The organism is Pantoea sp. ANP04 (assembly GCF_041982285.1).
GTDB classification, from domain to species: Bacteria; Pseudomonadota; Gammaproteobacteria; order Enterobacterales; family Enterobacteriaceae; genus Pantoea; species Pantoea eucalypti.
Genome location: NZ_JAUTYS010000001.1, coordinates 83088 through 107392, shown reverse-complemented (window position 1 = coordinate 107392; position 24305 = coordinate 83088). Strand labels below are relative to the sequence as shown.

Here is a 24305-nt window from a genome sequence, read left to right as displayed (position 1 = left end):
GTGAACGGGTTGCTACAATCCCTGGCGACAGAATTTTGCGTGCGATGAGAGGTTGATCTGAAGAGGACGTGGTTAACCTCCACACTGCATTAATGATCGGGCGCACCCGATTTACTGTAGCAACAAACATTCAGATTTATTCCTGTGATCCTCAATCTTCATGGCAACGAGGCTCGTTCAGACGAGCATAGGGAAAGGGTACGGCTGACCCGGTGGCTGAACGCATTACCGGCTGTAAGCTGTATCAGTCCGGATAAGCAAGCCTGTGAAATCGCTGACAGATATCAGTAAGTATTTTGATGTATTCAGCGGGTCCGAGGCTGATGCGGCCCATTTTTCACAGTAATTTTATTAATTCAAACAGCCGCTTAAGGGACAGGTTATAACCTGCACGTGATTTTTAGCTTTTTTCCACTCTATGGTGTCCGGCAGTGATATGCCAGCGTTTCTCGCTTTTTCCTCTCATGGTGTCGCGTCATGTACGGGCGTCGCCGGTCGTGCCGCGTCGCCGGATTATCCGGAAAAGGTCAATTATCGTAATGAGTGCAAACTTCGATATCTCTCAAAAAACATAACAATAACTGCTTAGTTTCACCGTCTGACCATAAAGTGTGTTTTAGGATAGCCGATAAAAGAAAGGTATCTTGACATCTCCCTCGGGTAACCTCTCATGACAATTTTAAAGAAACTTACGCTGGTCTTTACCTTTACACTTCTGGCGCTGCTTTTTTTGGGCATTATCAGTATCCGCTCTCTGGGCGGCGCACAGGATCGGTTCGAGTATGTGGCGACCAACTCTCTGCCCAGCATTAACAAAATCAGTGAAATCTCTCAGCTTCGTGAAGAAGCAAGACGGCAGATACTGATGGGTCTTCTGGTTACCGATAAAGCGATATTTGAAAAGCATATGGTCACCGCAAAGGAATATCTGACCAAAACGCGCGAGGCAATGGATTATTATAAATCTCACCTGATTACAGACGATAACGACGGCCAGTTGATAAGCCAGACTATTCAGGATTTCGGCGTCTATCTCGAGAAAGTGAATAAGATGGTGGGCGTTTATCAGACCGGCGGCATTGATGCGGCCAGGGCTATGGTTTCCGATCAGGGAGAGACAGCGGCGGCATCGGTTGTGGTAAGCCAGAATCTGAAGGACATCCTGGCTTATAACTATCAGGTTGCCAACAAATTTGCAGCGGAAAATCATGCCGAGTATCTGCATACGTTATGGCTTCTGAGCAGCATTATTGCAGCCGCGGTGTTAATGACAGCCCTTTCTTCGTACTCTGTCCTGAGCTATATCAGAAAAGGCCTGCAGAATTTACAGAGCACCATGAAAACCATCGAGGAAACCCTGGACCTGACTCTTCGGGTAAATCTCAATAAAAAAGATGAACTGGGCGCAACGGCTGGCAGTTTTAATGCCCTTGTGACTAAGTTTCGGGAGGTTCTGTCAGGCGTCCGGGATGCCAGCAAAGAGGTGGATACGGCGTCAGAGGAAATCGCTCACAGCAATGATGATCTGTCATCACGCTCAGAGTCTCAGGCTTCTTCACTTGAGCAAACCGCAGCCAGTATGAACGAGCTGTCGGCCACCGTGAAACACAATATGGATAACGCGACAGAGGCGAATAACTTCATCGGTAAAGTGCAATCCATCGTCAACCATAGCAACCGTGAGCTGAATGATTTAACAAGTGCCATCAACGATATCTCTGTCTCTTCAAATAAGGTTTCAGAAATTATCTCCATTATTGATGGCATTGCGTTTCAGACCAACATTCTGGCGCTTAACGCTGCAGTGGAAGCCGCCCGTGCCGGGGAGCAGGGCAAGGGGTTTGCCGTGGTCGCCGGCGAGGTCCGCTCATTGTCACAGCGTTCTTCTGTAGCAGCCCAGGATATCCGGGGTCTGATTGAAGAAGCAATCCAGAATGTGGATAAAGGCGTGGTATACGCAGCGAATGTGACGTCGCGAATGAATGAAGCTCTGAGTGTTGTTGATGAAACGACGCAATTGATTAATCAGGTCAATACTTCCTCTAAAGAGCAGAGTTATGGGATCGACCAGGTGAACATTGCGGTCACGCAGATGGAAAGCAATCTGCAGCAGAATGCCGCAATGGTAGAGCAGATGTCTGCCGCTGCGGGCTCACTGAGTCAGCAGGCGGGCAGGCTGCTGACAGAGGTCAGCTCATTTAAGCTCTGAGCCAATCCGGATTCAGCCAACGTTTATTACCGCACAGGCTGAGAACATAGCGTGACTGGCCCTGTTTTACCGGTTTCAATCCCGTGTAGGGCAGGGTGCAGCCTGAGGGTCAAAAAAATTTATTGCCGTCAAGGATGCGGGCTAAATGCGCTCAGAACGGAAGGCTCGCTTTGAGAATTATATCGACGCACGCAGCGGGCGATAATTTTGCGGTATCCAGCTGCAGATGATCCCTTCTCCAGGGTTCATAATCACGATCCATGACGGCCTGCCAGTCAGGCACTTTTAAGCCAGGAATTTCTGAGATTCTGTTCTCTACACGAGCCCGATGCTGTTCCGGATCCGAACAAAGGATTTCGATTTCCAGAAAGGGAACACCTGATGATAGTGCGATATCACGAAAACTATCTCGCACCAGATTAAGATCATTTACTGAGTCAGTGACAACGGGTAGTCCCAGTCTGAGATTCTCCCGCGCAAGCGCATAGAGGATGAAATAGCCTTCAGGGCCAATCTCTCTGAACGCTGCTGATTCATTACGCAGCGCCTGTTCGATCGTATCGACGCGTAAATACACCGCTTTTAATTTTTCAGATAACATTTTAGCGACCGTGCTTTTTCCACAACCGGGAAGGCCACTGAATATGTACAGCATAACGACTCCTGTTTAAATCCGCGCTCCAGCGTTAAATTCTGACATGTTTGCAGAGCATGCTGCGCGCGATTATCCATACACATTACGAGTGCGCATCACCCTTTGCCCGCAGCGAACGTGGGTAATTCTGCACAGCTATTTATCTGGCAAGGCTTCAACATTAGCAGAGCGGATTGCCGGGAGGTTTTGGGTAATCTTTTCCACAGGCCAGTCCCACCAGGCCAGCTTCTCGAGTATCGATATGGTCTCATCGTTAAAACGCTGCCTGATAACCCTGGCTGGATTACCCCCCATAATCGAATATGCCGGGACATCCGACGTGACGACAGAACGTGACGAAATGATCGCGCCGTTACCGATTTTAATGCCTGGCATAATCAGCGCCTGATAACCAATCCATACGTCATTGCCAATCACTGTATCGCCTTTATCAGGCAGGTCACTGGCGTGAGGCTGGCTTGCTTCCCATCCGTTTCCGAAGATGTAGAACGGATAAGTGGAGAACCCTGCCATGCTGTGGTTAGCCCCATTCATAATGAACTGAACGCCTTTCGCTATAGCGCAAAATTTTCCAATAATGAGTTTGTCGCCAATAAACGGGAAGTGATAAAGGACATTGCGCTCGAAGTTTTCTGCGCCTTCAGGGTCATCATAATACGTAAAATCACCGATAATGATGTTGGGGTTTTTCACCCTGTTTTTAATAAAACAAACCTGTGGGAAGCCTTCCATTGGATGGGGATTGGCCGGATCCGGTCCGTACATATTCTCTCCTTTACGTGCGGCTTTAGGTCGTTCCAGTGTACACCCTAATGCCCGTTGTCCTTTTCACAGACAGAATGTAATCATGATGAGGGATAGATTCTGACTGTGAAAAACTTCCGTTTCCTGATGTGCTGCTTATTAGAGCCTGAATAAATAATACGCAAAATTTTCATTCTCTGTTCATCCCTTTATTATCAATCATAGAGAATCAGAAACGATTTTATTAATGCCGTTTCGCCAGTGTGAAGCGTCACACGACGCCGTTTTCATAACGGCTGGTTTCAGATTTACCACTCAAAAATAAAATTTTTGCATTTTTGTCAGTTTATGCAGGGGCAAAGAGTTCTGATTTTCAGAATATTATATTTCAATTAAATCAAAGGGTTATGCGTGTAAGAATCCTGGCTATATGGAAGGTTTGGTAGGAAAGCGAAACGCTGAGAAACATAACTTTACATTGGTTTTTTTATGTGACGCTCAGAAGGCCAGTAAAAGACGTTAATTTAATCAGATTGCTTAAAATTAACAGTGTAAATTTCGCTCGCCGGGCAAATTATCTATATCGCCATATACTGACAGCATATTCGTTGAACGAATATAACCGTCTTTTATTAACGCTAATTCATAGCGGCAGGGCTGGCACCATACCGGCGTTTTAGCACAGGAGAGAGTAAAATGGATCAAACCGCATTTATGATTGGGTTTTCGGTCATGGCCATTGCGTCACTGATTATTTACGTGACCGGTGATAAGAAATATCCCTTTGGTCACCATACACTCGTGCACGCGTCAGTGCCGTTTATTGCCGCCACAGCCTATCTGGCCATGGCGTTTGGGTTTGGCAATCTCACGCTGGACAGTGGCACGATAGTGTACCTGGCGCGTTACGCTGACTGGTCCATCACCACGCCTCTCTTACTGGCCGGGTTGGTCATGCTGGCTTTCCATGAACAGGGTAAACCAGGAGAAATGGGCGGCTTTCTGACTGCCATCATTGTGCTGGATGTGATGATGATTATCACCGGCCTGGTCTCTTCCCTGGCGGAAAATCCTGTCGCGAAATGGGTGTGGTATTCATGGTCGTGTGCGGCATTTCTGGGCGTTGTTTATCTGCTCTGGGGGCCACTGCGCGCACTGGCCGCGACGCGAGGCAACGCGCTGGCAGGTGCCTACAACAAGAATGTAGCCTTGCTGACCCTCGTGTGGTTTATCTATCCGATCGTTTTTCTGGTCGGTCCGGAAGGTCTCAGTGTCATCACTGATGCGACATCTGTTCAGGCATTCCTGATTCTGGATATTATCGCTAAAGTTTTCTACGCCTTCTACGCTGCGGCTAATATGAAAAAAGCGCTCTCTCATACTACGCCTGTTGGTGCTGTGAGGAGATGACAGCCCAGGTGCGGTTCGGCTGGGCAGGACTCTGGGGGGCAGCGCTCGCTGCCTCTTTCAGCCCCCCTGCGGGGCAAGTGCTGTTTGCGACCCTGGCCATTGGCGTTATCGGCATGGCACACGGTGCCAGCGATCTTGACGTCGTTAAACGCGAGCGTCAGTTCCCGTTTCTTGCCGCCTATGGACTGGTCATCTTGATCTGTCTGTTCTGGTGGCACGGTGCTCCGGCGCTGGCGTTGCCCGTTTTTCTTCTGGCATCTGCCCTGCATTTTGCGCTTGAAGACGCCCCTGATGGACGCAGCCCCGAACGTCTGGCGCGGGGGATAAGTATGATAGCGGCCCCAGCGACACTGCATCTGCAGGCATTTAGCGCAATTCTGCATGAGGCGGCACCAGGATTTTCAATGCCGGACGCTCTTGCTGTGGGCATTGCCATTACAGGGGGACTCTGTGCGTCAGGGCTTATTTTTGCGGGTTTCGTTCGTCAGGACAGGCGTCTTCTGACGGGTACACTGGCGTTGTTACTGCTTCCACCTTTCGTCGGTTTTTCAATGGGATTCTTAATTTTACATGCGCTGCCGCAAACCCGACAGCGGCGCGATCAGCTGAAGTGCACCAGCTATCTCCGCTACCTGCAAGCCACCTGGCCGGTACTGACGGCGGCTCTTCTGCTGGCTGCGGGAACCATTGTGGTGATGCATCCTGTGGACAACGCGGGAATTCAGCCATTGTTTGCTGTACTGGCCGCACTGGCAATCCCGCATATGCTCATTACGCCCTGGTTTGAATCACGGCATCCGGCGTGAAACCGTCCCGCTAATAGGGTAGACGCCCCTACATTCACCACTCCTTCACTCCCCCGTCACCGTTCTGTCATCTGATCCCTTCAGGCTAACACCATCCCGCAGCGTCTTATCACTGCGTTCCCACTCTGTAAACCGTGAGGATTTCATCGTGATGGAGTTATCCAGACATCCGACCACTGTCTATCAGGCTGTTGCCGCACAACTGGAGCAGGCGCTGAAAGAGCGCTACCGCTGCGGCGACTATCTTCCTTCCGAGCAGCAGCTGGCCGATCACTACGAGGTCAACCGCCACACGCTGCGCCGGGCTGTCGATGAGCTGGTGCACAAAGGGCTGCTGCAGCGCCGTCACGGCGTTGGCATCCTGGTACTGATGCGTCCTTATGACTATCCGCTACATGCCCAGGCGCGCTTCAGTCAGAACCTGATGGAGCAGGGGAGTCACCCGACCAGCGAACGGCTGCTGGCGGTACTGCGTCCGGCCAGCAACGACGTCGCCAATGCGCTGGGCGTGAAAGAGGGCGACAACGTCATTCATCTGCGCACCCTGCGCCGCGCCAATGGCGTGCCGCTCTGCCTGATTAATCATTTCCTCGCCGACCTCAGCTGGTGGCCGCAGCTTCAGCAATTTAACAGCGGCTCGTTGCACGACTTCTTAGTGGAACACACCGGCAAACAGCTGGTGCGCACTCAGACGCGTATCAGCACCCGCCGGGCGCAGGCCAAAGAGTGTCGGCAGCTCGACATCGCCCTGCATGCGCCGCTGCTCTGCGTGCGGACGCTCAACAAAACCAGTGATGGCGCGGTGGCGGAATACTCCGTCAGCCTGACGCGCGGCGACATGATCGAACTGACTCTGGAGCACTAATGGAACAGCAAACAGATCGCCAGCGCTGGCTGTCGGTACTGGCGCACAGCAGCGCCGCCTTGCTTGAAGCGCACTGGCAGGCGCTTAGCCTCCAGCCCGAATTCACCCTGGTCCGTCCGGCAGAGATTGGGCTGACGCGACTCCAGGCGCGGATGGGCGCTACCGGCAAACGCTTTGTCATGGGCGATGCCACGGTGACACGTGCGGTGGTGCAACTGAGCGACGGTACCCTGGGTTACAGCTATCTTCTGGGGCGCGACAAAGCCCACGCTGAACGCTGCGCCCTGCTGGACGCGCTGTTGCAGCAGCCGGAAACACGGCAGTTGCTGGAAGAGAAGATTATTACCCCGCTGGCGGCGTGGCGCGAGGAGCAGCGACAGCTGCGCGCCCGTGAAATCGCCAGCAGCAAAGTAGATTTCTTTACGCTGGTTCGCGGAGATAACTGATGACTTTACTGGCAAGTTTTAACCATCCGGTCGCGGATGCGCAGCGTGCGTTTCGCCGTATTCTGAAAGCGATGAGCGAGCCGGGCGTGATGGTCTCGCTGCCGCTGCAGCAGGGCTGGGGCGCACTGTCACCGGCGGCCACAGCATTGCTGCTGACGCTGGTCGATCAGGAAAGTCCGGTCTGGCTGGATGCGCAAATCGACAATGAACAGCTGCGTAACAATCTGCGCTTCCATACCGGTGCACCCATTACTTCGCAGCAGGACGCACCGTTCGCCCTGAGCCATGCAACAGCACAGCCCGATCCGACGCAGTTCGCGACGGGTGACAATATGTCGCCGGAGAAAAGCACCACGCTGATTATCGAAGTGCCGTCGCTGAATGGCGGACTAACGCTGCGTCTCTCCGGCCCTGGCCTGCGGGAAACCCGTGCTATTGCACCACAGCTGCCGGAAAGCGTGCTGGAATATCTGCGCACCCGTCCGCATCCGTTCCCGCAGGGCGTGGATCTGATCTTCACCTGTGGCGAAGCGATCATGGCCGTGCCGCGCACCACCGTTGTGGAGGTGTGCTGATGTATGTCGCGGTGAAAGGGGGCGAAAAAGCCATCTCTAATGCCCATCAGTTACAGGCCGATCTGCGACGGGGCGATCGGGCAGTAGCGGAACTCGGCTGCGATCAGGTGGCGCAGCAGCTGGGGCTGGCGGTGGATCGGGTAATGACCGAAGGCGGCATATACGATCCTGAACTGGCGGCGCTGGCGATTAAGCAGGCCAGTGGCGATCTGGTCGAGGCGATTTTTCTGCTGCGTGCCTATCGCACCACGCTGCCACGTCTGGCAGAGAGCACGCCGCTGGCGACCGGTTCGATGCGCATCGAACGCCGCATCTCGGCGGTCTATAAAGATCTGCCGGGCGGCCAGGTGCTGGGGCCAACCTATGACTATAGCCACCGTCTGCTCGACTTCACCCTGCTGGCAAACGGTGAAACGCCTGCCGCGCCGCGTGACGACCGTTCGGTGCCGGATCAGTGTCCGCACATGTTCAGCATGATGACTGAAGAAGGACTGGCAACCGCCGAGAGTGATGACGGCAGCGAGCCAGATGATATCACCCGCGAGCCAATGCGCTTTCCTGCTTCGCGCGCTGCACGGCTGCAACAACTGGTGCGTGGCGATGAAGGTTTTCTGCTGGCGCTGGGCTATTCCACCCAGCGCGGCTATGGCCGTACCCATCCGTTTGCTGGCGAGATCCGCACCGGCTATCTCAGCGTCAGCATCTGTCCCGAAGAGCTGGGCTTTGAGCTGGAGATTGGGGAAGTGCTGCTGACCGAATGTGAAATGGTCAACGGCGTCGCCCACAGTGATGACGCCGCGCCGCAGTTTACCCGTGGCTACGGGCTGGTGTTTGGCCGTGCCGAACGCAAGGCGATGGCGATGGCGCTGGTGGATCGGGCGCTGCAAAGCCGCGAGCAGAATGAGCGCGTGACCAGCCCGGCGCAGGACGAAGAGTTTGTGCTGTCGCACGCCGACAACGTCGAAGCCGCGGGCTTTGTCTCGCATCTCAAGCTGCCGCACTACGTCGATTTCCAGGCAGAACTGGAACTGCTGAAACAGCTGCAGCACGATTATCAGGAGCGCAACCATGGCTGAACTCACCGGCTATAACAATGGCTATCTCGATGAGCAGACCAAACGCTCCATCCGTCGCGCCATCCTGAAAGCGGTGGCGATCCCCGGCTATCAGGTGCCGTTCGCCGGACGCGAGATGCCAATGCCTTACGGCTGGGGTACAGGCGGCATCCAGATTACCGCCAGCGTGATTGGCGATCAGGATGTGCTGAAGGTGATCGATCAGGGCGCTGATGACACCACCAATGCGGTGTCAATACGTCAGTTCTTTAAGCGGGTCAGCGGGGCCGCAACCACCGAACGCACCGCCGATGCCACCCTGATCCAGACCCGGCACCGCATCCCGGAAACGCCGCTGGAGGAAGACCAGATCCTGATATTCCAGGTGCCGATTCCTGAGCCGCTGCGTTTTATCGAACCGCGCGAAACCGAGACCCGCACCATGCATGCGCTGGAGGAGTACGGCATCATGCAGGTGAAGCTGTATGAAGATATCGCCCGCTACGGCCATATCGCCACGACCTACGCCTATCCGGTCCGGGTTAACGATCGCTACGTGATGGATCCGTCGCCCATTCCCAAATTCGACAACCCGAAGATGCACATGATGCCTGCGCTGCAGCTGTTTGGGGCCGGGCGTGAAAAGCGCATCTACGCCTTACCGCCTTACACCCGCGTGGAGAGCCTCGACTTCGACGATCACCCCTTCACCGTGCAGCAGTGGGATGAACCCTGCGCGCTGTGCGGATCGCGCCACAGCTACCTCGATGAGGTGGTGATGGACGATCAGGGAACGCGGATGTTTGTCTGCTCCGACACCGACTTTTGCCATCAGCAGCAGGAACAGCAACATGCACAGTGAACAGCCGCTGCTTGCGGTGAACCAGCTCACCCATCTTTATGCGCCGGGCAAAGGGTTTGAGCAGGTCAGTTTTGATCTCTGGCCCGGCGAAGTACTGGGGATTGTCGGCGAGTCCGGCTCCGGTAAAACCACGCTGCTGCAGAGCCTGTCGGCCCGTCTGACGCCGCAGCAGGGCAGCATTCACTATCAGAACCGCGACCTCTATGAGATGAGTGAAAGCGACCGCCGTCGCCTGCTGCGCACTGAGTGGGGTGTGGTGCATCAGCATCCGATGGACGGGCTGCGTGCGCAGGTCAGCGCGGGCGGCAACATCGGCGAACGGCTGATGGCGACCGGAGAGCGCCACTATGGTGACATCCGCGCCGAGGCGAGCCGCTGGCTGCAGGCGGTGGAGATTGATGCCAGTCGCATCGACGATCTGCCGACCACTTTTTCCGGCGGGATGCAGCAGCGTCTGCAGATTGCCCGCAACCTGGTGACGCAGCCTCAGCTGATGTTTATGGATGAGCCGACCGGCGGGCTGGATGTCTCGGTGCAGGCGCGACTACTGGATCTGCTGCGCACCCTGGTGCGCGAGCTGAATCTGGCGGTGGTGATTGTCACCCACGATCTCGGGGTGGCGCGACTGCTGGCGCATCGCCTGCTGGTGATGAAACAGGGGCGGGTGGTGGAGAGCGGTCTGACTGACCGTGTTCTGGACGATCCTCATCATCCTTACACTCAACTGCTGGTCTCTTCGGTGCTCAATTAAATGACAACGCTTACTCCGCGCCTGCGGGTAGAAAATCTGTGTAAAACCTTTGTGCTGCACAATCAGAACGGCGCGGCGCTGCCGGTGCTGCACAACGCCAGCCTGACGGTGGGCGAGGGCGAATGCGTGGTGCTGCACGGTCATTCCGGCAGTGGCAAATCCACGCTGCTGCGCGCGCTTTACGGCAACTATCAGCCCGACAGCGGTCATATCCGGGTTGCACATCAGGGTGAATGGATCGACATGGCGCAGGCATCAGCGCGCCAGATTATCGCCCTGCGTCGCGACACGCTGGGCTGGGTCAGCCAGTTTCTGCGGGTGATCCCACGCGTGCCGACACTGGAGATTGTGATGCAGCCGCTGCTGGAGCGCGGCGTCGATCGCGAATTCTGCGAAGCGCGGGCCGCCGAACTGCTCAGCCGGCTGAATGTGCCGCAGCGTCTCTGGTCGCTCGCCCCGTCTACCTTTTCTGGCGGTGAGCAGCAGCGCGTGAATATCGCACGCGGCTTTATCGCCGACTATCCGGTGCTGCTGCTGGATGAACCCACTGCCTCGCTCGACAACGTCAACAGTGAGGCGGTGGTGAGCTTAATTGAACAGGCGCGCGCACGTGGTGCCGCCATCGTCGGTATTTTTCACGATCGGGCGGTGCGCGAGCGGGTCGCCGACCGGCTGCACCTGATGCACCCGATCGACACAGGAGTGCAGGCATGATCATCAATAACGTCAGACTGGTGCTGGAAAACGAAGTGGTCAGCGGGTCACTGGAGTTCCGCGATGAGCGCATCAGCAGCTTCAGCGAAACCACCAGCCAGCAGCCCGGTGCGCTGGATGGTGAAGGTGCCTGGCTGCTGCCAGGTCTGGTGGAACTGCACACCGATAACCTCGACAAGTTTTTCACCCCGCGCCCGAAAGTGGACTGGCCCGCACACTCGGCGATGAGCAGCCACGATGCGCTGATGGTTTCCAGCGGCATTACCACGGTGCTGGACGCGATAGGCGTCGGGGATGTGCGCGACGGCGGGCACCGGCTGGATAACCTCAGCAAGATGATCGACGCCATCCGCGACAGCAACCGCAAGGGACTGAACCGGGCTGAGCATCTGCTGCATCTGCGCTGTGAACTGCCGCATCCTACCACTGCGCCGCTGTTTGAAGCGCTGATGGGCACGCCTGAGCTGGCGCTGGTATCGCTGATGGACCATTCGCCGGGCCAGCGTCAGTACGCGTCGCTAACCAAATATCGCGAATATTATCAGGGCAAATATCAGCTTAATGACGCCGAGATGGATCAGTTCGAGCATGACCAGCTCACCCTCGCGGCAGCGTGGTCGCAGCCCAATCGTCAGGCGATTGCCGGGCTGTGTCGGGAACATGGCATCGCCATTGCCAGCCATGATGACGCCACCGCCGCGCATGTGGAAGAGTCCCATGCGGCAGGCAGTCGCATTGCGGAGTTTCCGACCACGCTGGAGGCTGCACGTGCCTCACGCTATCGCAACATGCAGGTGCTGATGGGTGCGCCCAACATCGTGCGCGGCGGCTCGCACTCCGGCAACGTCGCCGCCTGGGAACTGGCGTCACACGGCCTGCTGAACATTCTGTCGTCCGATTACTACCCGGCCAGCCTGCTGGATGCCGCGTTCCGGCTGGCGGATGACGAGCGCAACAGCCTGGGCATGGCGCAGGCCATCGCGCTGGTGACCTGTAATCCGGCCCGCGCATTAGGATTGGAGGACCGCGGTGTCATCGCGGAAGGTTGCCGCGCCGACCTGGTGCTGGCGCAAACCGCACACGGCTACCCGCACGTGCGGCACGTCTGGAGCAAAGGCCGGCAGGTGTACTGATGGCGCGGCTGATCTGGCTCACCGGTCCCTCCGGCTCCGGCAAGGATAGCCTGCTGGATGCGCTGCGGGAGGCACCGCCGCCCAAATTGTTGATCGCCCATCGCTACATCACCCGCGCCGCCGATGCGGGCGGTGAAAACCATGTGGCACTCACCGAGGCGGAGTTTGCCCGCCGCGCCGCGCTCGGTCTGTTTGCCGTAAGCTGGGAAGCCCACGGTTTCCGCTACGGCATTGGCTGTGAGACAGAACAGTGGCTGCTGCGTGGACAGAATGTGGTGGTGAACGGGTCGCGGCTGCATCTGGCTCAGGCACAGGCCCGCTTTGGCTCACAGCTGCTGCCGGTCTGTCTGCAGGTGTCGCCCGCTGTGCTGGCGGCGCGGCTGCGTCAGCGTGGACGGGAAGATGAGCCGGAGATTGCCCGGCGGCTGGCGCGTGCCGCCCAGCCGCAGCCCGATGGCTGTCTGATACTCAGCAACGACGGCGCGCTGGCGGAAACCGTCTGCCAGCTTCGCCAGATACTGGAGGCGCATCAATGACATCGACTTTTCCGGCACGGGCAGTAAGCGCCCGGCAGCGATATACGCGACCAGGAGCGCATCCATGAAACTCACTTTTCTTGGCACTGGCGGTGTGACTGCCGCGCCGCTGCCGGGCTGCGACTGTCACGCCTGTCAGCGGGCGCAGCGTAACAGCACTCATGCACGGGCGCCCTGCAGTGCGCTGATTGAGTCTGGCCACGAACGCATCCTGCTGGATGCCGGTCTGCCGCTGCTGGCATCACGCTTTCCGCCCGGCTCGCTGACCCGCATTCTGCTGACCCACTATCACATGGATCATGTGCAGGGCCTGTTTGCGCTGCGCTGGGGCGTGGGCGCGCCGATTCCGGTCTGGGGACCGCCCGATCCGCGTGGCTGTGACGATCTCTACAAACACCCTGGCCTGCTGGATTTCCGTCCCGCTTTAACCCCTTTTGTGGCGCATGCCTTTGGCGAGCTGCAGGTTACGCCGCTGCCGCTGCAGCATTCAAAGCTGACGCACGGTTATCTGTTTGACTGGCATGACACCCGGCTCGCCTGGCTGTGTGATACCTGCGGACTGCCGCCCGACACCGCCGACTTCCTGCGCGGCCAGCCGCTGGATCAACTGGTGATTGACTGCAACGATCCACCCCGTGCAGAGCCTCGAAATCACAATGATCTGACCCAGGCGCTGGCGATAGCAGAGAGGCTCAAGCCGCGTCAGACCTGGCTCACTCACCTCAGTCATGAGATGGATAACTGGTTAGCCGAAAACCCGTTGCCAGAAGGCGTGCTGCCAGCCCGTGACGGCCAGACTTTGCTGTGCGGCGCGCACTGGCCTGTCACGGTTTGATCATCTGGCTGTCATCTCGTGTTCATCGCGTCACGCCTTAATAACCGGCAGAACGCAATCAGCGATGACGGAGAACACCATGGCACAGGCACTTCTGAAAACGGTGGTCGACAACGATCTGCCACCGGCCAGCCTCAGCGGACAAAAAGTGTTGTCGGTGCAGAAACTGAGTAAAGCCTATGGCGACACGCAGGTGCTGGATCAGGTCAGTTTCGACCTGCACGCCGGTGAGCTGGTGGCGGTGATTGGCCGCTCTGGCGCGGGTAAATCGACACTGCTGCACATGCTCAACGGCACAATTAACGCGACGTCCGGTGCGATTATCAGTCTTCATCAGGGCGAAGCAGATCGTAACGTGGTCACGCTTAACAGCCGCCAGCTGCGCGAATGGCGCAGTCAGTGCGGCATGATCTTTCAGGATTTCTGTCTGGTGCCGCGCCTCGACGTGCTGACCAACGTGCTGCTGGGCCGCCTGAGCCAGACCAGCACGCTGAAATCCTTCTTCAAAATCTTTTCTGACCAGGACCGGGCGCACGCCATCGAACTGCTGCAGTGGATGAACATGCTGCCGCAGGCGCTGCAGCGGGCCGAAAATCTCTCAGGCGGACAGATGCAGCGCGTGGCGATCTGCCGCGCCCTGATGCAGAACCCCAAAATCCTGCTGGCTGATGAGCCGGTGGCCTCACTCGACCCTAAAAATACCAAACGCATTATGGATGTGCTGCGCCAGGTCAGCGAGCAGGGCATCAGCGTGATGGTCAACCTGCACTCGATTGAGCTGGTCAAAAGCTACTGCACCCGGGTTATTGGCATTCAGCGCGGTGTCGTGCTGTTTGATGGCCATCCTTCCCGACTCACCGACAGCCTGTTGCACCAGCTGTACGGCGATGAACTTAACCAAATCCATTAACGTCCACAGCAAGAGAATAATTCCGAATGAAACTGACTTCTTTAGCACTTCTGACCAGTGTCATGGCGTTTGGTGTCAGCGCAGCGGATGCGCCGAAACAGCTTAATCTGGGGATTCTGGGCGGGCAGAACGCCACCCAGCAGATTGGCGATAATCAGTGTGTAAAAACCTTCTTGGATAAAGAGCTGGGTGTGGATACCCAGATGCGCAACGCCTCTGACTATTCCGGCGTGATTCAGGGCCTGCTGGGCGGCAAGATCGATATGGTGCTGAGCATGTCACCGGCTTCGTTTGCGTCGGTCTACATTCAGGACCCGAAAGCAGTGGATGTGGTGGGTATTGTCGTCGATGACAAAGATCAGTCACGTGGCTACCACTCTGTCGTCATCGTTAAAGCGGACAGCCCGTATAAAAAGCTGGAAGACCTGAAAGGCAAATCATTCGGTATGGCCGATCCCGATTCGACGTCCGGCTTCCTGATGCCAAACCAGGCGTTTAAGAAGATGTTCGGCGGCACGGTGGATGACAAATATAACAACTTCTTCTCCAGCGTCACTTTCTCTGGCGGTCATGAGCAGGACATCCTGGGCGTGCTGAATAACCAGTTTGATGGCGCAGTCACCTGGACGTCCCTGGTCGGTGACTACAACAGCGGTTACACCTCTGGCGCCTTTGGCCGATTGATCCGCATGGACCATCCGGACCTGATGAAGCAGATCCGCATCATCTGGCAGTCGCCGCTGATCCCTAACGGCCCGGTGCTGGTCAGCAACAAGCTGCCCGCTGACTTCAAAGCGAAAGTGGTGTCGGCGATTAAAAAACTGGATAAGGACGATCACGCCTGCTTCGTAAAAGCCGTGGGTGGTGAACAGCATATCGGTGAGGCGACGGTCGCTGACTATAAAAACATCATCGATATGAAGCGTGACCTGATGAAAGGCAGCCGCGGCTAAGGCCGACGGTGCCCTGACTTTCCCCGTCGAGGCGGGGAGAGCGGGACGCGGCAACCCCGCCTGCGTCCCGCTGCTTTAGCGCCGGAGATCCTCCTTTGACCGAATTCGAACACTACTACCAACGCATCCGACGCCAGCAGAAACGTGACACGCTGCTCTGGTCACTGCTGCTGGTGGCACTCTATCTGGCGGCGGGCAGGGTGGCAGAATTTAATCTGCTCACCGTCTGGCAGTCGCTGCCGCATTTTTTTGACTATCTGCATGAAATCCTGCCGGTGCTGCATCTGCCGCTGCTGTTTGCCGACGGCAAAACCGAAGGTTCGCTGGCGTACTGGGGCTACCGTCTGCCGATTCAGCTGCCACTGATCTGGGAAACGCTGCAGCTGGCGCTGGCTTCGACGCTGGTCGCGGTGGCCGTGGCCGCGGTGCTGGCCTTTTTCGCCGCCGACAACACCCAGACGCCGGTCAGCGTGCGGATGACCATTCGTGCCTTTGTCGCCTTTCTGCGCACCATGCCGGAACTGGCGTGGGCGGTGATGTTTGTGATGGCCTTTGGCATCGGGGCGACCCCCGGCTTTCTGGCGCTGGCGCTGCACACCGTGGGCAGCCTGACCAAGCTGTTTTATGAGGCGATTGAGTCGGCATCCGACAAGCCGGTGCGCGGCCTGGCCGCCTGTGGCGCCAGCAAGCTGCAGCGGATGCGCTTCGCCTTCTGGCCCCAGGTGAAACCGGTCTTTCTCTCTTACAGCTTTATGCGACTGGAAATTAACTTCCGCTCTTCAACCATCCTCGGGCTGGTTGGCGCAGGCGGTATCGGCCAGGAGCTGATGACCAATATCAAACTGGACCGCTACGATCAGGTCAGTATCACGCTGCTGCTGATTCTGATTGTGGTATCGCTGCTGGATACGCTATCTGGCCAGCTTCGTCGCCGTGTGACAGGAGATCGGACATGATGAGCCACGTACCTGATGTCACGCTAATGAAGCAGCAGCATCGTGAACTCTTTGCCGCGCAGCCGCGCTATCTGCGCCGCATAGGGCTGATGGCGCTGGCGGTGCTGCTCTACTATCTTTTTTTCTTTTCCGTATTTGGCCTGGAATGGTCGCGCCTGCTGATGGGCTGCCAGCAACTTGGACGCTATTTCCTGCGAATGTTTGTCTGGCATGACTTCATGAACTGGCCGTTTGGCTACTATTTTTCGCAGGTCGGGATCACTTTAGGCATTGTGTTCGCCGGGACGCTGACCGCCTCGCTGCTGGCGCTGCCGCTCTCGTTTCTGGCGGCACGCAACGTCATGCACGATGGCGCGGCAAAACCGCTGGCGTTTCTGATGCGCCGTGTGTTCGATGTGTTACGCGGCATCGACATGGCGATCTGGGGGCTGATATTCGTGCGTGCGGTCGGCATGGGGCCGCTGGCCGGGGTGCTGGCGATTATCCTGCAGGATGTCGGTCTGCTCGGCAAACTCTACGCCGAAGGGCACGAAGCGGTGGAGCGATCGCCAGGTCGCGGACTGAGTGCCGTGGGTGCCAACAGTTTGCAGAAACACCGCTTCGGCATCTTTACCCAGTCATTCCCGCAGTTTCTGGCGCTGAGCCTTTACCAGATTGAGTCCAATACCCGCTCGGCAGCGGTGCTGGGCTTTGTCGGCGCGGGTGGTGTCGGTCTGGTCTACGCCGAGAACATGCGCCTGTGGAACTGGGATGTGGTGATGTTTCTGACGCTGATCCTGGTGGTGGTGGTGATGGTCATGGATGTGATTTCCAGCCGCCTGCGTAAGCGCTACATCAGTGGGAAACCGGTGCCGTTGTGGCAGCCTGCTGCGCGCGGTTAAGCCGTTCGCTGCGCTGCCAGGCGCGCTGTAGCGCCTGCATCAGTTGTGCCTGCTGCCAGGGTTTCGCCAGCCGTTCACACAGCGGCAGCGTGACCGGCTGGTGACGCAGATCCTGACCGCTGATAAGCAATGTCGCCAGCTGTGGCCAGTTCTGATGGGCCTGCCGGATCACCTCTGCGCCGTTAATCTCGCCGGGTAGCATCAGGTCGCTGATCAGCAGGTCGATATCCGGTGTCTGGCGCAGCAGCGCCAGCGCCTCTTCACCGTCGCCACATTCCAGCGTCAGATAACCCAGCTGATGCAGATGCTCGCACAGTGTCTGCCGTACCGCCGGTTCATCATCCAGTACCAGCACCAGCCGGTTACTGGCCGCTTCAAGATCTGCTGCAAGGTCAGCCTCACCGGGCACAGGCGGTGGCGGGGCGATAACGGCGGCTTCCGCTGCGCGCGGCAACAAGAGACGCACCGTGGTGCCCTGGCCCGGCGCAGTTTCCAGTTCTATCTGTCCGCCTGACTGCCGCACAAAGCCGTAAACCATGGACAGTCCAAGCCCGCTGCCACTGCCGGTCGCTTTGGTGGTGAAGAAAGGCTCGAAAACCTGTTCGCGCACGTCGGCGGACATGCCGCAGCCGTGGTCGATCACCTCAATTGTGACGCGGTCACGTTTTTCTCCCCCCTCCAGTCGACGCTGATTCCAGATGCGCAGCCGGATTTCGCCGTTTTGCTGGTGCATGGCATCGCGCGCATTCACCACCAGATTCATCAGCGCATTTTCCAGCTGGCTGGCATCGATCCAGGCGGGCCAGCCGGGGCGCTGGGCATCAATAATCAGCTGCTGTCCCGGCAGCAGCGAGTGCTGAAGCAAGCCCTGCAGGTTATCCACCAGCGTCACCACCGACACTGCGCGCGGATAGAGCGCCTGTTTGCGCGAGAAGGCCAGCAGGCGCTGCGTCAGCTGGGCGGCGCGATCGGCCGCCTGCCGCGCCCGCTCAATGCGGGTGGCGAGGGGGCCGGGCATCAGCTGGCCTTCAGTCAGCGCCAGACTGCCGATAATCACCGCCAGCAGATTGTTAAAGTCGTGCGCCAGCCCGCCGGTCAGCTGACCGACCGCCTTCATCTTCTGGCTGTGCTGGAGCGCTTCTTCCAGGGTTTTACGTGAGGTGCGGTCCAGCACGGTATTGACCATGCCGCGCCGCGGAATCGGACTGAAACGCAGCTCCAGCGTACGGCCATCGGCCAGCCGGATCTCCTGCTGCTCACCGGGATCGTGCAGATCCACCGCCAGCGGGGCCAGCAGTTGCTGATAGTGGACGCCACGATGGACCTCACGCGGCGCAAGGCCGAGCAGTTCGGCATACTGCGCATTCCACACCACCAGCTGACCATTGTGATCAAACAGAGCAAAGCCGTCGCGCATCGCCAGGAAGGTGGACTCCAGCTGGTTACTCTTCTCTTTCAGCAGCCGTGAGGTGTGGGCCAGCGAGGCGGTATTTCGGGCAAAGACGTTAAAGGCCCGCGCCAGTTCACCCAGTTCGTCACGCCGTTGCAGCCCCGGCACGCTGACGTTCTGTTCGCCCTGCGCCAGACGCGTCATCGCGCCGGCAATCGCTGTCAGGCTCGATCCGAGATTGCGGTAGATGTAGATTCCGGCATAGCCGGTAATCGCCAGCGCCAGCAGCACAAACAGCGCGATAAAGCCGATGATCGAATCAAGTTCGTGGTGAGTGGCCTGGGTACGCGCCTCACTTTGCAGCGCAACCTGCTGCACTGACGCATTGATATCGTCATTCAGCATCGCCACCAGTGCTTTAATCCGGTAGGTGGCATAGGCGATCGCCAGGTCGCTCTGTTCCAGCGCCTCCGCCAGCGGCAGCAGGCGCTGCTGAGTGGCCAGCAGTCGCTGCACGTTCTCGCCCGTGACGCCCGTCAGCGGCACAGTGCGCCACTGATTCATCACCTGCTGAAGCTGTTCAATGACGGCAATGGGCGTGGGTGTGCGAATGGCGATGGTGATCAGCCGTTCGGTTTGCTCACGCAGTGCGGCATCCGGCAGTGTGAGCTGTTCCCGCTGCACCAGCTGGTTGATATGGCTGAGCAGAATCTGGGTCTGCCACAGATCACTCAGCATGTTGTTGCGCTGCAGATGCCGCTGATGGCCATTCAGCAGCAGGCTATTAATCGTCTGCTCCAGCATCAGGCTGCGGGCGCGGATCCGCGCGATGCGCTCCGGCTGACGGGCCGCCAGCGGTGCGCTGGCCAGCAGGCTCAGCGACTGCTGCAACGCCTGCTGATTCTGCTGCAGGCGCTGCGATTCGCTTTGATACTCCAGTGCCCCGACCACCTGCGACAGCCGCACGGCCGCCGTCGCCACATTGGCGGTATCGCGCGCCAGCGCCAGGCTGCCATTCATATCTGCCAGCGTCTGCGCCTGCGCCTGCTCCTGAATTGCCCCGGCATGACGAAAGCCGATGATCGCCACCACGCTTACCATCAGCGTGACTGACACCACCAGCAGATTGAACATCAACAGGCGTCCACGCGCCCCGGCCTGCCACGGATAACTGCGCTGCATCCCACGACCTCTTAATCACTGCAACGATGCGCCGAGTATAGGAGCGTGATGTCAGGCGTTTATGACAAATATGAACGGCCGCTGACATTTTCCGTTTATCTGGCGTTGTTTTACTGGCGGCTATCCACAGTCCGCAGGAGCGAGGCGATGACAGCCACACCAATACTGGAAATGCGGGGAATTACCCGACGCTTCGGCAATTTTTATGCCCTGAAGGGTGTCGATCTCACGGTCTGGCCCGGTGAGGTTCACGCACTGATGGGTGAGAACGGCGCGGGTAAAAGCACACTGATGAAGATTCTGGCCGGTGCCTATACCGCCAGCAGCGGGGAAATTTTAATTGAAGGTAAGCCCTGGGCACTGAAAGGGCCGAAAGAGGCGCTGGCTGCCGGGATTACCCTGATTTATCAGGAGATCAATCTGGCACCCAACCTGACGGTGGCAGAGAACATTTTTCTGGGTAGCGAAATTGCGCCTGGCGGGCTGGTGAAGCGGCGACAGATGGCTGAAGAGGCGCAGCGGGTCATTGATCGGCTCGGCGCACAGTTCAGCGCCTGGGATTTAGTCAGTCGTCTGAGCATCGCCGAGCAGCAGCAGGTGGAGATCGCCCGTGCGCTGCAGCGCAACAGCCGCATTCTGGTAATGGATGAGCCGACCGCCGCGCTCTCTAACCGCGAAACCGAACAGCTGTTTGCACTAATCAAACGGCTGCGCAGCGAAGGCATGGCGATTATCTACATCAGCCATCGCATGGCGGAAGTGTATGAGCTGTCTGATCGCGTCAGCGTGCTGCGTGATGGGCAATATGTGGGCAGCCTGACCCGTGACCAGCTTAACGCCAGTGAACTGGTGCGGATGATGGTCGGACGCCCGCTCAGCGACCTGTTTAACAAAGACCGTGCGATCCCTTTAGGCGACATCCGGCTGGCGGTGAATCACCTTACTGATGGCGGCAAAGTGCATCCCAGCAGTCTGGCAGTGCGGGCCGGAGAAATTGTCGGGCTGGCCGGGCTGGTAGGCGCCGGTCGCAGCGAACTGGCGCAGCTGATCTTCGGCGTACATAAGCCGAAAGAGGGCGAGATCTGGATCGACGGTGAGAAGGTCACCATTCATTCGCCGCGTGATGCGATTGCGCGCGGCATCGGCTTCCTCACCGAGAACCGCAAAGAGCAGGGACTGTTTCTGGAGATGGCCGCGCAGGAGAATATTGTGATGGCGACGCTGGAACGTGACGCCAGTTACGGGATGCTCAACCGACGCAAAGGGCAGACCATCGCCAATGAGGCGATCGCCTCACTCAATATTCGTGTTCCGCATGCTCAGGTCCGGGCGGGCGGTCTGTCCGGCGGGAACCAGCAAAAGCTGCTGATCTCGCGCTGGGTGGCGATTGGCCCGCGCATCCTGATTCTGGATGAGCCGACGCGCGGCGTCGATGTCGGCGCTAAAAGCGAGATCTACCGCATGATGCAGGAGATGGCGCGGCAGGGCGTGGCGATTTTAATGATCTCCAGCGAACTGCCGGAAGTGGTCGGGATGAGTGACCGCGTTTACGTGATGCACGAAGGCACCATCGTCGGTGAGCTGGAGGGCAGCCACATCAGTCAGGAAAATATTATGACGCTGGCAACCGGTGCGCACAGCGCGTCAACAGGCGAAATCTAAGGAGACCACCATGACACAACTGGCCCGCACCAAAGCGCCGACGCTGAAACGCGCCCTGATGGGCGATCTGCTGCAAACGGTGGGTATCCTGCCGATTCTGATCCTGATCGTGGCGGTATTTGGTTTCGTCACGCCAAACTTTTTTACTGAAGCCAACCTGCTCAACATTACCCGTCAGGCGTCGATCAACATTGTGCTGGCGGCGGGCATGACTTTCGTCATCCTCACCGGCGGTATCGATCTGTCGGTGGGGTCGATGCTGGGCACCACGGCGGTGGTGGCGCTGGTGGCGTCGCTGGACCCGATGCTCGCCTCCCTGACCATTCCGATGGCGCTGGGCGCGGGTCTGGTGATGGGGCTGTTCAACGGCATCCTGGTCGCCTGGGCCGGATTGCCCCCCTTTATTGTCACGCTGGGTACCTACACCGCATTGCGCGGAGCGGCGTATCTGCTGGCGAACGGCACCACGGTGATCAACTCCGATATTAACTTTGAATGGATTGGCAACGGCTATCTCGGGCCGGTGCCGTGGCTGATTGTGATTGCCTTTGCGGTGATTGCCATCTGCTGGTTCATCCTGCGTCGCACCACACTGGGCGTCCATATCTACGCCGTCGGTGGCAATATCCAGGCTGCACGCCTGACGGGCATCAAGGTTGGCGTCGTGCTGCTGTTTGTCTACGGCATGAGTGGCCTGCTGTCGGGGCTGGCCGGGCTGATGAGTGCCTCGCGGCTCTACAGCGCCAACGGCAACCTGGGCGTCGGTTATGAGCTGGATGCGATTGCCGCGGTGATTCTCGGCGGCACCAGCTTTGTCGGTGGTATCGGCACCATCACCGGCACACTGATTGGCGCACTGATTATCGCCACGCTGAATAACGGCATGACGCTGATGGGTGTCTCCTATTTCTGGCAGCTGGTGATCAAAGGCGCAGTGATCATCATCGCCGTCCTGATCGACAAATACCGTACCCGTCATCATGTGAGTTGAGGCTTAAAAGGGCGGATGCGTTATCTGGCCTCCGCCACCTAAAAAACGCCATTAAGTGGTTGGCACCTTGAAAACAGCAGGAGAAGGTCTATGCGTTTTAATCCGATTGTAACCGGGCTGCTGGCGGCAACGCTGTTCAGCACCGGCCTGGCTCAGGCAAAAGAACTCAAATCTATCGGCGTAACGGTCGGCGATCTGGCTAACCCCTTCTTCGTGCAGATCACTAAAGGCGCAGAGATGAAGGCGCGTCAGCTGGCGGGCGATAAAGTTAACGTCACGCTGGTCTCCAGCGGTTACGATCTTGGTCAGCAGGTCGGCCAGATTGATAACTTTATTGCAGCAAAAGTCGACATGATTATCCTCAACGCCGCCGACTCAAAAGGGATCGCCCCAGCCGTTAAACGGGCGCGTGACGCCGGTATCGTAGTGGTCGCGGTTGACGTGGCAGCCGATGGCGCGAATGCGACCATCACCTCCGATAACACCCAGGCAGGCGCAATGGCCTGTAAATATATCTCTGACCGTCTGAAGAACAAAGGCAATGTGGTGATCATCAACGGACCGCCTGTCTCTGCCGTGCAGAACCGTGTGGAAGGCTGCATGAACGAGCTGAAAACCCATCCGGACATCAAGCTGCTCTCCTCCAACCAGAACGCCAAAGGCAGTCGTGAAGGCGGACTGGAAGTGATGACCGGTCTGCTCTCGGCTAATCCAAAAATTGATGCGGTATTTGCCATCAATGATCCGACGGCTATCGGTGCGGATTTAGCGGCGAAACAGGCGCAGCGCAGCGAGTTCTTTATCGTGGGCGTCGATGGATCGCCGGACGGGGAAGAGGCATTGAAGCGTAAAAACTCACTGTTTGTCGCCACGCCAGCTCAGGACCCGCAGGTGATGGCTGCCAAAGCGGTTGAGATTGGCTATGACATTCTGCAGGGCAAACCGGCTCCGGATAAACCTGTGCTGATCCCGGTGAAGCTGATTGATCGTAATAATATCGGCAGCTATCAGGGCTGGACGGTGAAATAAGCGTTAGAGCGGCACCTTCGGGTGCCGCATTCAGGAGGCCAATATGCAACGTTCAGAGGTTAACGACTACCTGCAACATACCCGCGAATTTTTCCGGCAGCAGGATGTGCATCTTCCGTCCTGGGCCGATTACAGCATCCGTCAGTGGCGCGCGCAGGATCGTGAAGTGATACAGGAGATTCTGGCGCTGCGGCTGGGCTGGGATCTCACCAGTTTTGGTGCGGCTGATTTTTTTCAGACCGGATTGACGCTGTTTACTCTGCGTAATGGCTCCCCTGGCGGACAGCCCTGGCATAAACCCTACGCCGAAAAAATTATGCACGTACGTGAAGGGCAACTGACACCTATGCACTACCATCCGCGCAAGATGGAGGACATCATCAATCGCGGTGGTGGCAACCTGATTGTTGAACTGCATAACCGCGACGGAGACGGGCTGGCCGACTCGCCGGTGGTGGTGTCGCTGGATGGCATGCGACAGACCCATGGGGCCGGAACACAGCTGCGGCTTTCACCGGGTGAAAGTGTGACTTTGGAGGCGGGGATCTGGCACAGCTTCTGGGGCGAAAGCGGCTTTGGTGACGTGCTGGTGGGCGAAGTGTCGATGCCCAATGATGACGAGAACGACAATGTGTTTCTGACACCGCTGGCCCGTTTCAACCCGCTGGATGAGGATGAAGCGCCGCGCTGGCTGCTGTGTAATGACTATGCGCATGCCTTTCTCTGAGCCGCATTTATTGCGTTCATTCCCTGAA

Annotated in this window: 24 protein-coding genes; 21 read left to right on the top strand and 3 right to left on the bottom strand. The window is 57.7% G+C overall.

The genetic code is table 11. The annotated features are described in order from the left end of the window. The first annotated feature begins 670 nt into the window (after window positions 1-670). Window positions 671-2209: a methyl-accepting chemotaxis protein gene (locus tag Q7C21_RS00525; protein WP_003852423.1), complete on the top strand. Its 1539-nt coding sequence runs from the start codon at window positions 671-673 to the stop codon at window positions 2207-2209. Window positions 2210-2360: 151 nt separating this feature from the next. Here Q7C21_RS00525 and Q7C21_RS00520 read toward each other — a convergent pair whose 3' ends face one another. Together Q7C21_RS00520 and Q7C21_RS00515 are read right to left on the bottom strand one after the other, a co-directional pair. Next, window positions 2361-2864 (bottom strand): AAA family ATPase, encoded by a 504-nt coding sequence (locus tag Q7C21_RS00520; protein ID WP_375150260.1) that lies wholly within the window; start codon window positions 2862-2864, stop codon window positions 2361-2363. A 135-nt stretch (window positions 2865-2999) separates the two neighbouring features. Further along, window positions 3000-3629 (bottom strand): Vat family streptogramin A O-acetyltransferase, encoded by a 630-nt coding sequence (locus Q7C21_RS00515; RefSeq protein ID WP_039659925.1) that lies wholly within the window; start codon window positions 3627-3629, stop codon window positions 3000-3002. A 675-nt stretch (window positions 3630-4304) separates the two neighbouring features. Between Q7C21_RS00515 and Q7C21_RS00510 the strand changes: the two genes are divergently transcribed. From Q7C21_RS00510 to phnE (Q7C21_RS00435), 16 genes are all read left to right on the top strand, one after another. Further along, the gene (locus tag Q7C21_RS00510) at window positions 4305-5018 is read left to right on the top strand and encodes a bacteriorhodopsin (protein ID WP_003852428.1); all 714 of its coding nucleotides are present in this window, start codon (window positions 4305-4307) and stop codon (window positions 5016-5018) included. Continuing rightward, window positions 5015-5824, top strand: coding sequence for a Brp/Blh family beta-carotene 15,15'-dioxygenase (locus Q7C21_RS00505; RefSeq protein WP_008926907.1), 810 nt, complete (start codon window positions 5015-5017; stop codon window positions 5822-5824). The genes Q7C21_RS00510 and Q7C21_RS00505 overlap by 4 nt, the downstream gene beginning before the upstream one ends. A gap of 151 nt (window positions 5825-5975) precedes the next feature. Next, window positions 5976-6689, top strand: coding sequence for a phosphonate metabolism transcriptional regulator PhnF (gene phnF, locus Q7C21_RS00500; RefSeq protein WP_003852432.1), 714 nt, complete (start codon window positions 5976-5978; stop codon window positions 6687-6689). Continuing rightward, on the top strand, window positions 6689-7135 hold the full coding sequence (phnG, locus tag Q7C21_RS00495; protein ID WP_008926906.1) for a phosphonate C-P lyase system protein PhnG: 447 nt from the start codon (window positions 6689-6691) through the stop codon (window positions 7133-7135). The genes phnF and phnG overlap by 1 nt, the downstream gene beginning before the upstream one ends. Then, on the top strand, window positions 7135-7710 hold the full coding sequence (gene phnH, locus Q7C21_RS00490) for a phosphonate C-P lyase system protein PhnH (RefSeq protein ID WP_375150259.1): 576 nt from the start codon (window positions 7135-7137) through the stop codon (window positions 7708-7710). The genes phnG and phnH overlap by 1 nt, the downstream gene beginning before the upstream one ends. Then, window positions 7710-8786 (top strand): carbon-phosphorus lyase complex subunit PhnI, encoded by a 1077-nt coding sequence (locus tag Q7C21_RS00485; RefSeq protein WP_286863953.1) that lies wholly within the window; start codon window positions 7710-7712, stop codon window positions 8784-8786. Before phnH ends, Q7C21_RS00485 begins: the two co-directional genes overlap by 1 nt. Beyond that, a complete protein-coding gene (locus Q7C21_RS00480; RefSeq protein ID WP_078805174.1) occupies window positions 8779-9627 on the top strand; it encodes an alpha-D-ribose 1-methylphosphonate 5-phosphate C-P-lyase PhnJ in 849 nt (282 codons plus the stop codon). Before Q7C21_RS00485 ends, Q7C21_RS00480 begins: the two co-directional genes overlap by 8 nt. Beyond that, window positions 9617-10378 carry a phosphonate C-P lyase system protein PhnK gene (phnK, locus tag Q7C21_RS00475; RefSeq protein WP_375150258.1) on the top strand — a complete coding sequence of 254 codons (762 nt, stop codon included), beginning with the start codon at window positions 9617-9619 and terminating at the stop codon, window positions 10376-10378. Before Q7C21_RS00480 ends, phnK begins: the two co-directional genes overlap by 11 nt. After that, window positions 10379-11092, top strand: coding sequence for a phosphonate C-P lyase system protein PhnL (phnL, locus tag Q7C21_RS00470; protein ID WP_003852445.1), 714 nt, complete (start codon window positions 10379-10381; stop codon window positions 11090-11092). It begins immediately after the preceding gene. Next, window positions 11089-12225, top strand: a complete 1137-nt coding sequence (gene phnM / locus Q7C21_RS00465) for an alpha-D-ribose 1-methylphosphonate 5-triphosphate diphosphatase (RefSeq protein ID WP_375150257.1) — start codon at window positions 11089-11091, stop codon at window positions 12223-12225. The genes phnL and phnM overlap by 4 nt, the downstream gene beginning before the upstream one ends. Beyond that, window positions 12225-12761, top strand: a complete 537-nt coding sequence (gene phnN, locus Q7C21_RS00460; RefSeq protein WP_140916203.1) for a ribose 1,5-bisphosphokinase — start codon at window positions 12225-12227, stop codon at window positions 12759-12761. The genes phnM and phnN overlap by 1 nt, the downstream gene beginning before the upstream one ends. A 64-nt stretch (window positions 12762-12825) precedes the next feature. Beyond that, window positions 12826-13596 (top strand): phosphonate metabolism protein PhnP, encoded by a 771-nt coding sequence (gene phnP, locus Q7C21_RS00455; protein ID WP_008926900.1) that lies wholly within the window; start codon window positions 12826-12828, stop codon window positions 13594-13596. Window positions 13597-13675: 79 nt separating this feature from the next. After that, the gene (gene phnC, locus Q7C21_RS00450) at window positions 13676-14506 is read left to right on the top strand and encodes a phosphonate ABC transporter ATP-binding protein (RefSeq protein ID WP_003852452.1); all 831 of its coding nucleotides are present in this window, start codon (window positions 13676-13678) and stop codon (window positions 14504-14506) included. Between the two features lie 26 nt (window positions 14507-14532). Then, the gene (phnD, locus tag Q7C21_RS00445; protein WP_003852454.1) at window positions 14533-15459 is read left to right on the top strand and encodes a phosphonate ABC transporter substrate-binding protein; all 927 of its coding nucleotides are present in this window, start codon (window positions 14533-14535) and stop codon (window positions 15457-15459) included. A gap of 95 nt (window positions 15460-15554) precedes the next feature. Next, window positions 15555-16415 (top strand): phosphonate ABC transporter, permease protein PhnE, encoded by an 861-nt coding sequence (phnE, locus tag Q7C21_RS00440; RefSeq protein WP_375150256.1) that lies wholly within the window; start codon window positions 15555-15557, stop codon window positions 16413-16415. Next, a complete protein-coding gene (gene phnE, locus Q7C21_RS00435) occupies window positions 16412-17296 on the top strand; it encodes a phosphonate ABC transporter, permease protein PhnE (protein ID WP_140033290.1) in 885 nt (294 codons plus the stop codon). Before phnE (Q7C21_RS00440) ends, phnE (Q7C21_RS00435) begins: the two co-directional genes overlap by 4 nt. On the opposite strand, the gene Q7C21_RS00430 is transcribed toward phnE (Q7C21_RS00435), so the two are convergent. Next, window positions 17250-19868 (bottom strand): ATP-binding protein, encoded by a 2619-nt coding sequence (locus Q7C21_RS00430; RefSeq protein WP_187513469.1) that lies wholly within the window; start codon window positions 19866-19868, stop codon window positions 17250-17252. The two genes, phnE (Q7C21_RS00435) and Q7C21_RS00430, sit on opposite strands and share 47 nt — an antisense overlap. Window positions 19869-20015: 147 nt before the next feature. Between Q7C21_RS00430 and Q7C21_RS00425 the strand changes: the two genes are divergently transcribed. The 4 genes from Q7C21_RS00425 (at window position 20016) to Q7C21_RS00410 (ending at window position 24277) form a co-directional block, all read left to right on the top strand. After that, the gene (locus tag Q7C21_RS00425) at window positions 20016-21530 is read left to right on the top strand and encodes a sugar ABC transporter ATP-binding protein (RefSeq protein WP_033743533.1); all 1515 of its coding nucleotides are present in this window, start codon (window positions 20016-20018) and stop codon (window positions 21528-21530) included. Window positions 21531-21540: 10 nt separating this feature from the next. Beyond that, window positions 21541-22521: a ribose ABC transporter permease gene (locus tag Q7C21_RS00420; protein WP_008926895.1), complete on the top strand. Its 981-nt coding sequence runs from the start codon at window positions 21541-21543 to the stop codon at window positions 22519-22521. A gap of 90 nt (window positions 22522-22611) precedes the next feature. Then, window positions 22612-23550, top strand: a complete 939-nt coding sequence (locus Q7C21_RS00415) for an ABC transporter substrate-binding protein (protein ID WP_008926894.1) — start codon at window positions 22612-22614, stop codon at window positions 23548-23550. A 43-nt stretch (window positions 23551-23593) separates the two neighbouring features. After that, the gene (locus Q7C21_RS00410) at window positions 23594-24277 is read left to right on the top strand and encodes a D-lyxose/D-mannose family sugar isomerase (protein WP_008926893.1); all 684 of its coding nucleotides are present in this window, start codon (window positions 23594-23596) and stop codon (window positions 24275-24277) included. Window positions 24278-24305: the final 28 nt, after the last annotated feature.

Coding starts and splice junctions, on each gene's coding strand:
- Q7C21_RS00525 (WP_003852423.1), top strand. CDS start 671: ATGACAATTTTAAAGAAACTTACGCTGGTCTTTACCTTTACACTTCTG.
- Q7C21_RS00520 (WP_375150260.1), bottom strand. CDS start 2,864: ATGCTGTACATATTCAGTGGCCTTCCCGGTTGTGGAAAAAGCACGGTC.
- Q7C21_RS00515 (WP_039659925.1), bottom strand. CDS start 3,629: ATGTACGGACCGGATCCGGCCAATCCCCATCCAATGGAAGGCTTCCCA.
- Q7C21_RS00510 (WP_003852428.1), top strand. CDS start 4,305: ATGGATCAAACCGCATTTATGATTGGGTTTTCGGTCATGGCCATTGCG.
- Q7C21_RS00505 (WP_008926907.1), top strand. CDS start 5,015: ATGACAGCCCAGGTGCGGTTCGGCTGGGCAGGACTCTGGGGGGCAGCG.
- phnF (WP_003852432.1), top strand. CDS start 5,976: ATGGAGTTATCCAGACATCCGACCACTGTCTATCAGGCTGTTGCCGCA.
- phnG (WP_008926906.1), top strand. CDS start 6,689: ATGGAACAGCAAACAGATCGCCAGCGCTGGCTGTCGGTACTGGCGCAC.
- phnH (WP_375150259.1), top strand. CDS start 7,135: ATGACTTTACTGGCAAGTTTTAACCATCCGGTCGCGGATGCGCAGCGT.
- Q7C21_RS00485 (WP_286863953.1), top strand. CDS start 7,710: ATGTATGTCGCGGTGAAAGGGGGCGAAAAAGCCATCTCTAATGCCCAT.
- Q7C21_RS00480 (WP_078805174.1), top strand. CDS start 8,779: ATGGCTGAACTCACCGGCTATAACAATGGCTATCTCGATGAGCAGACC.
- phnK (WP_375150258.1), top strand. CDS start 9,617: ATGCACAGTGAACAGCCGCTGCTTGCGGTGAACCAGCTCACCCATCTT.
- phnL (WP_003852445.1), top strand. CDS start 10,379: ATGACAACGCTTACTCCGCGCCTGCGGGTAGAAAATCTGTGTAAAACC.
- phnM (WP_375150257.1), top strand. CDS start 11,089: ATGATCATCAATAACGTCAGACTGGTGCTGGAAAACGAAGTGGTCAGC.
- phnN (WP_140916203.1), top strand. CDS start 12,225: ATGGCGCGGCTGATCTGGCTCACCGGTCCCTCCGGCTCCGGCAAGGAT.
- phnP (WP_008926900.1), top strand. CDS start 12,826: ATGAAACTCACTTTTCTTGGCACTGGCGGTGTGACTGCCGCGCCGCTG.
- phnC (WP_003852452.1), top strand. CDS start 13,676: ATGGCACAGGCACTTCTGAAAACGGTGGTCGACAACGATCTGCCACCG.
- phnD (WP_003852454.1), top strand. CDS start 14,533: ATGAAACTGACTTCTTTAGCACTTCTGACCAGTGTCATGGCGTTTGGT.
- phnE (WP_140033290.1), top strand. CDS start 16,412: ATGATGAGCCACGTACCTGATGTCACGCTAATGAAGCAGCAGCATCGT.
- Q7C21_RS00430 (WP_187513469.1), bottom strand. CDS start 19,868: ATGCAGCGCAGTTATCCGTGGCAGGCCGGGGCGCGTGGACGCCTGTTG.
- Q7C21_RS00425 (WP_033743533.1), top strand. CDS start 20,016: ATGACAGCCACACCAATACTGGAAATGCGGGGAATTACCCGACGCTTC.
- Q7C21_RS00420 (WP_008926895.1), top strand. CDS start 21,541: ATGACACAACTGGCCCGCACCAAAGCGCCGACGCTGAAACGCGCCCTG.
- Q7C21_RS00415 (WP_008926894.1), top strand. CDS start 22,612: ATGCGTTTTAATCCGATTGTAACCGGGCTGCTGGCGGCAACGCTGTTC.
- Q7C21_RS00410 (WP_008926893.1), top strand. CDS start 23,594: ATGCAACGTTCAGAGGTTAACGACTACCTGCAACATACCCGCGAATTT.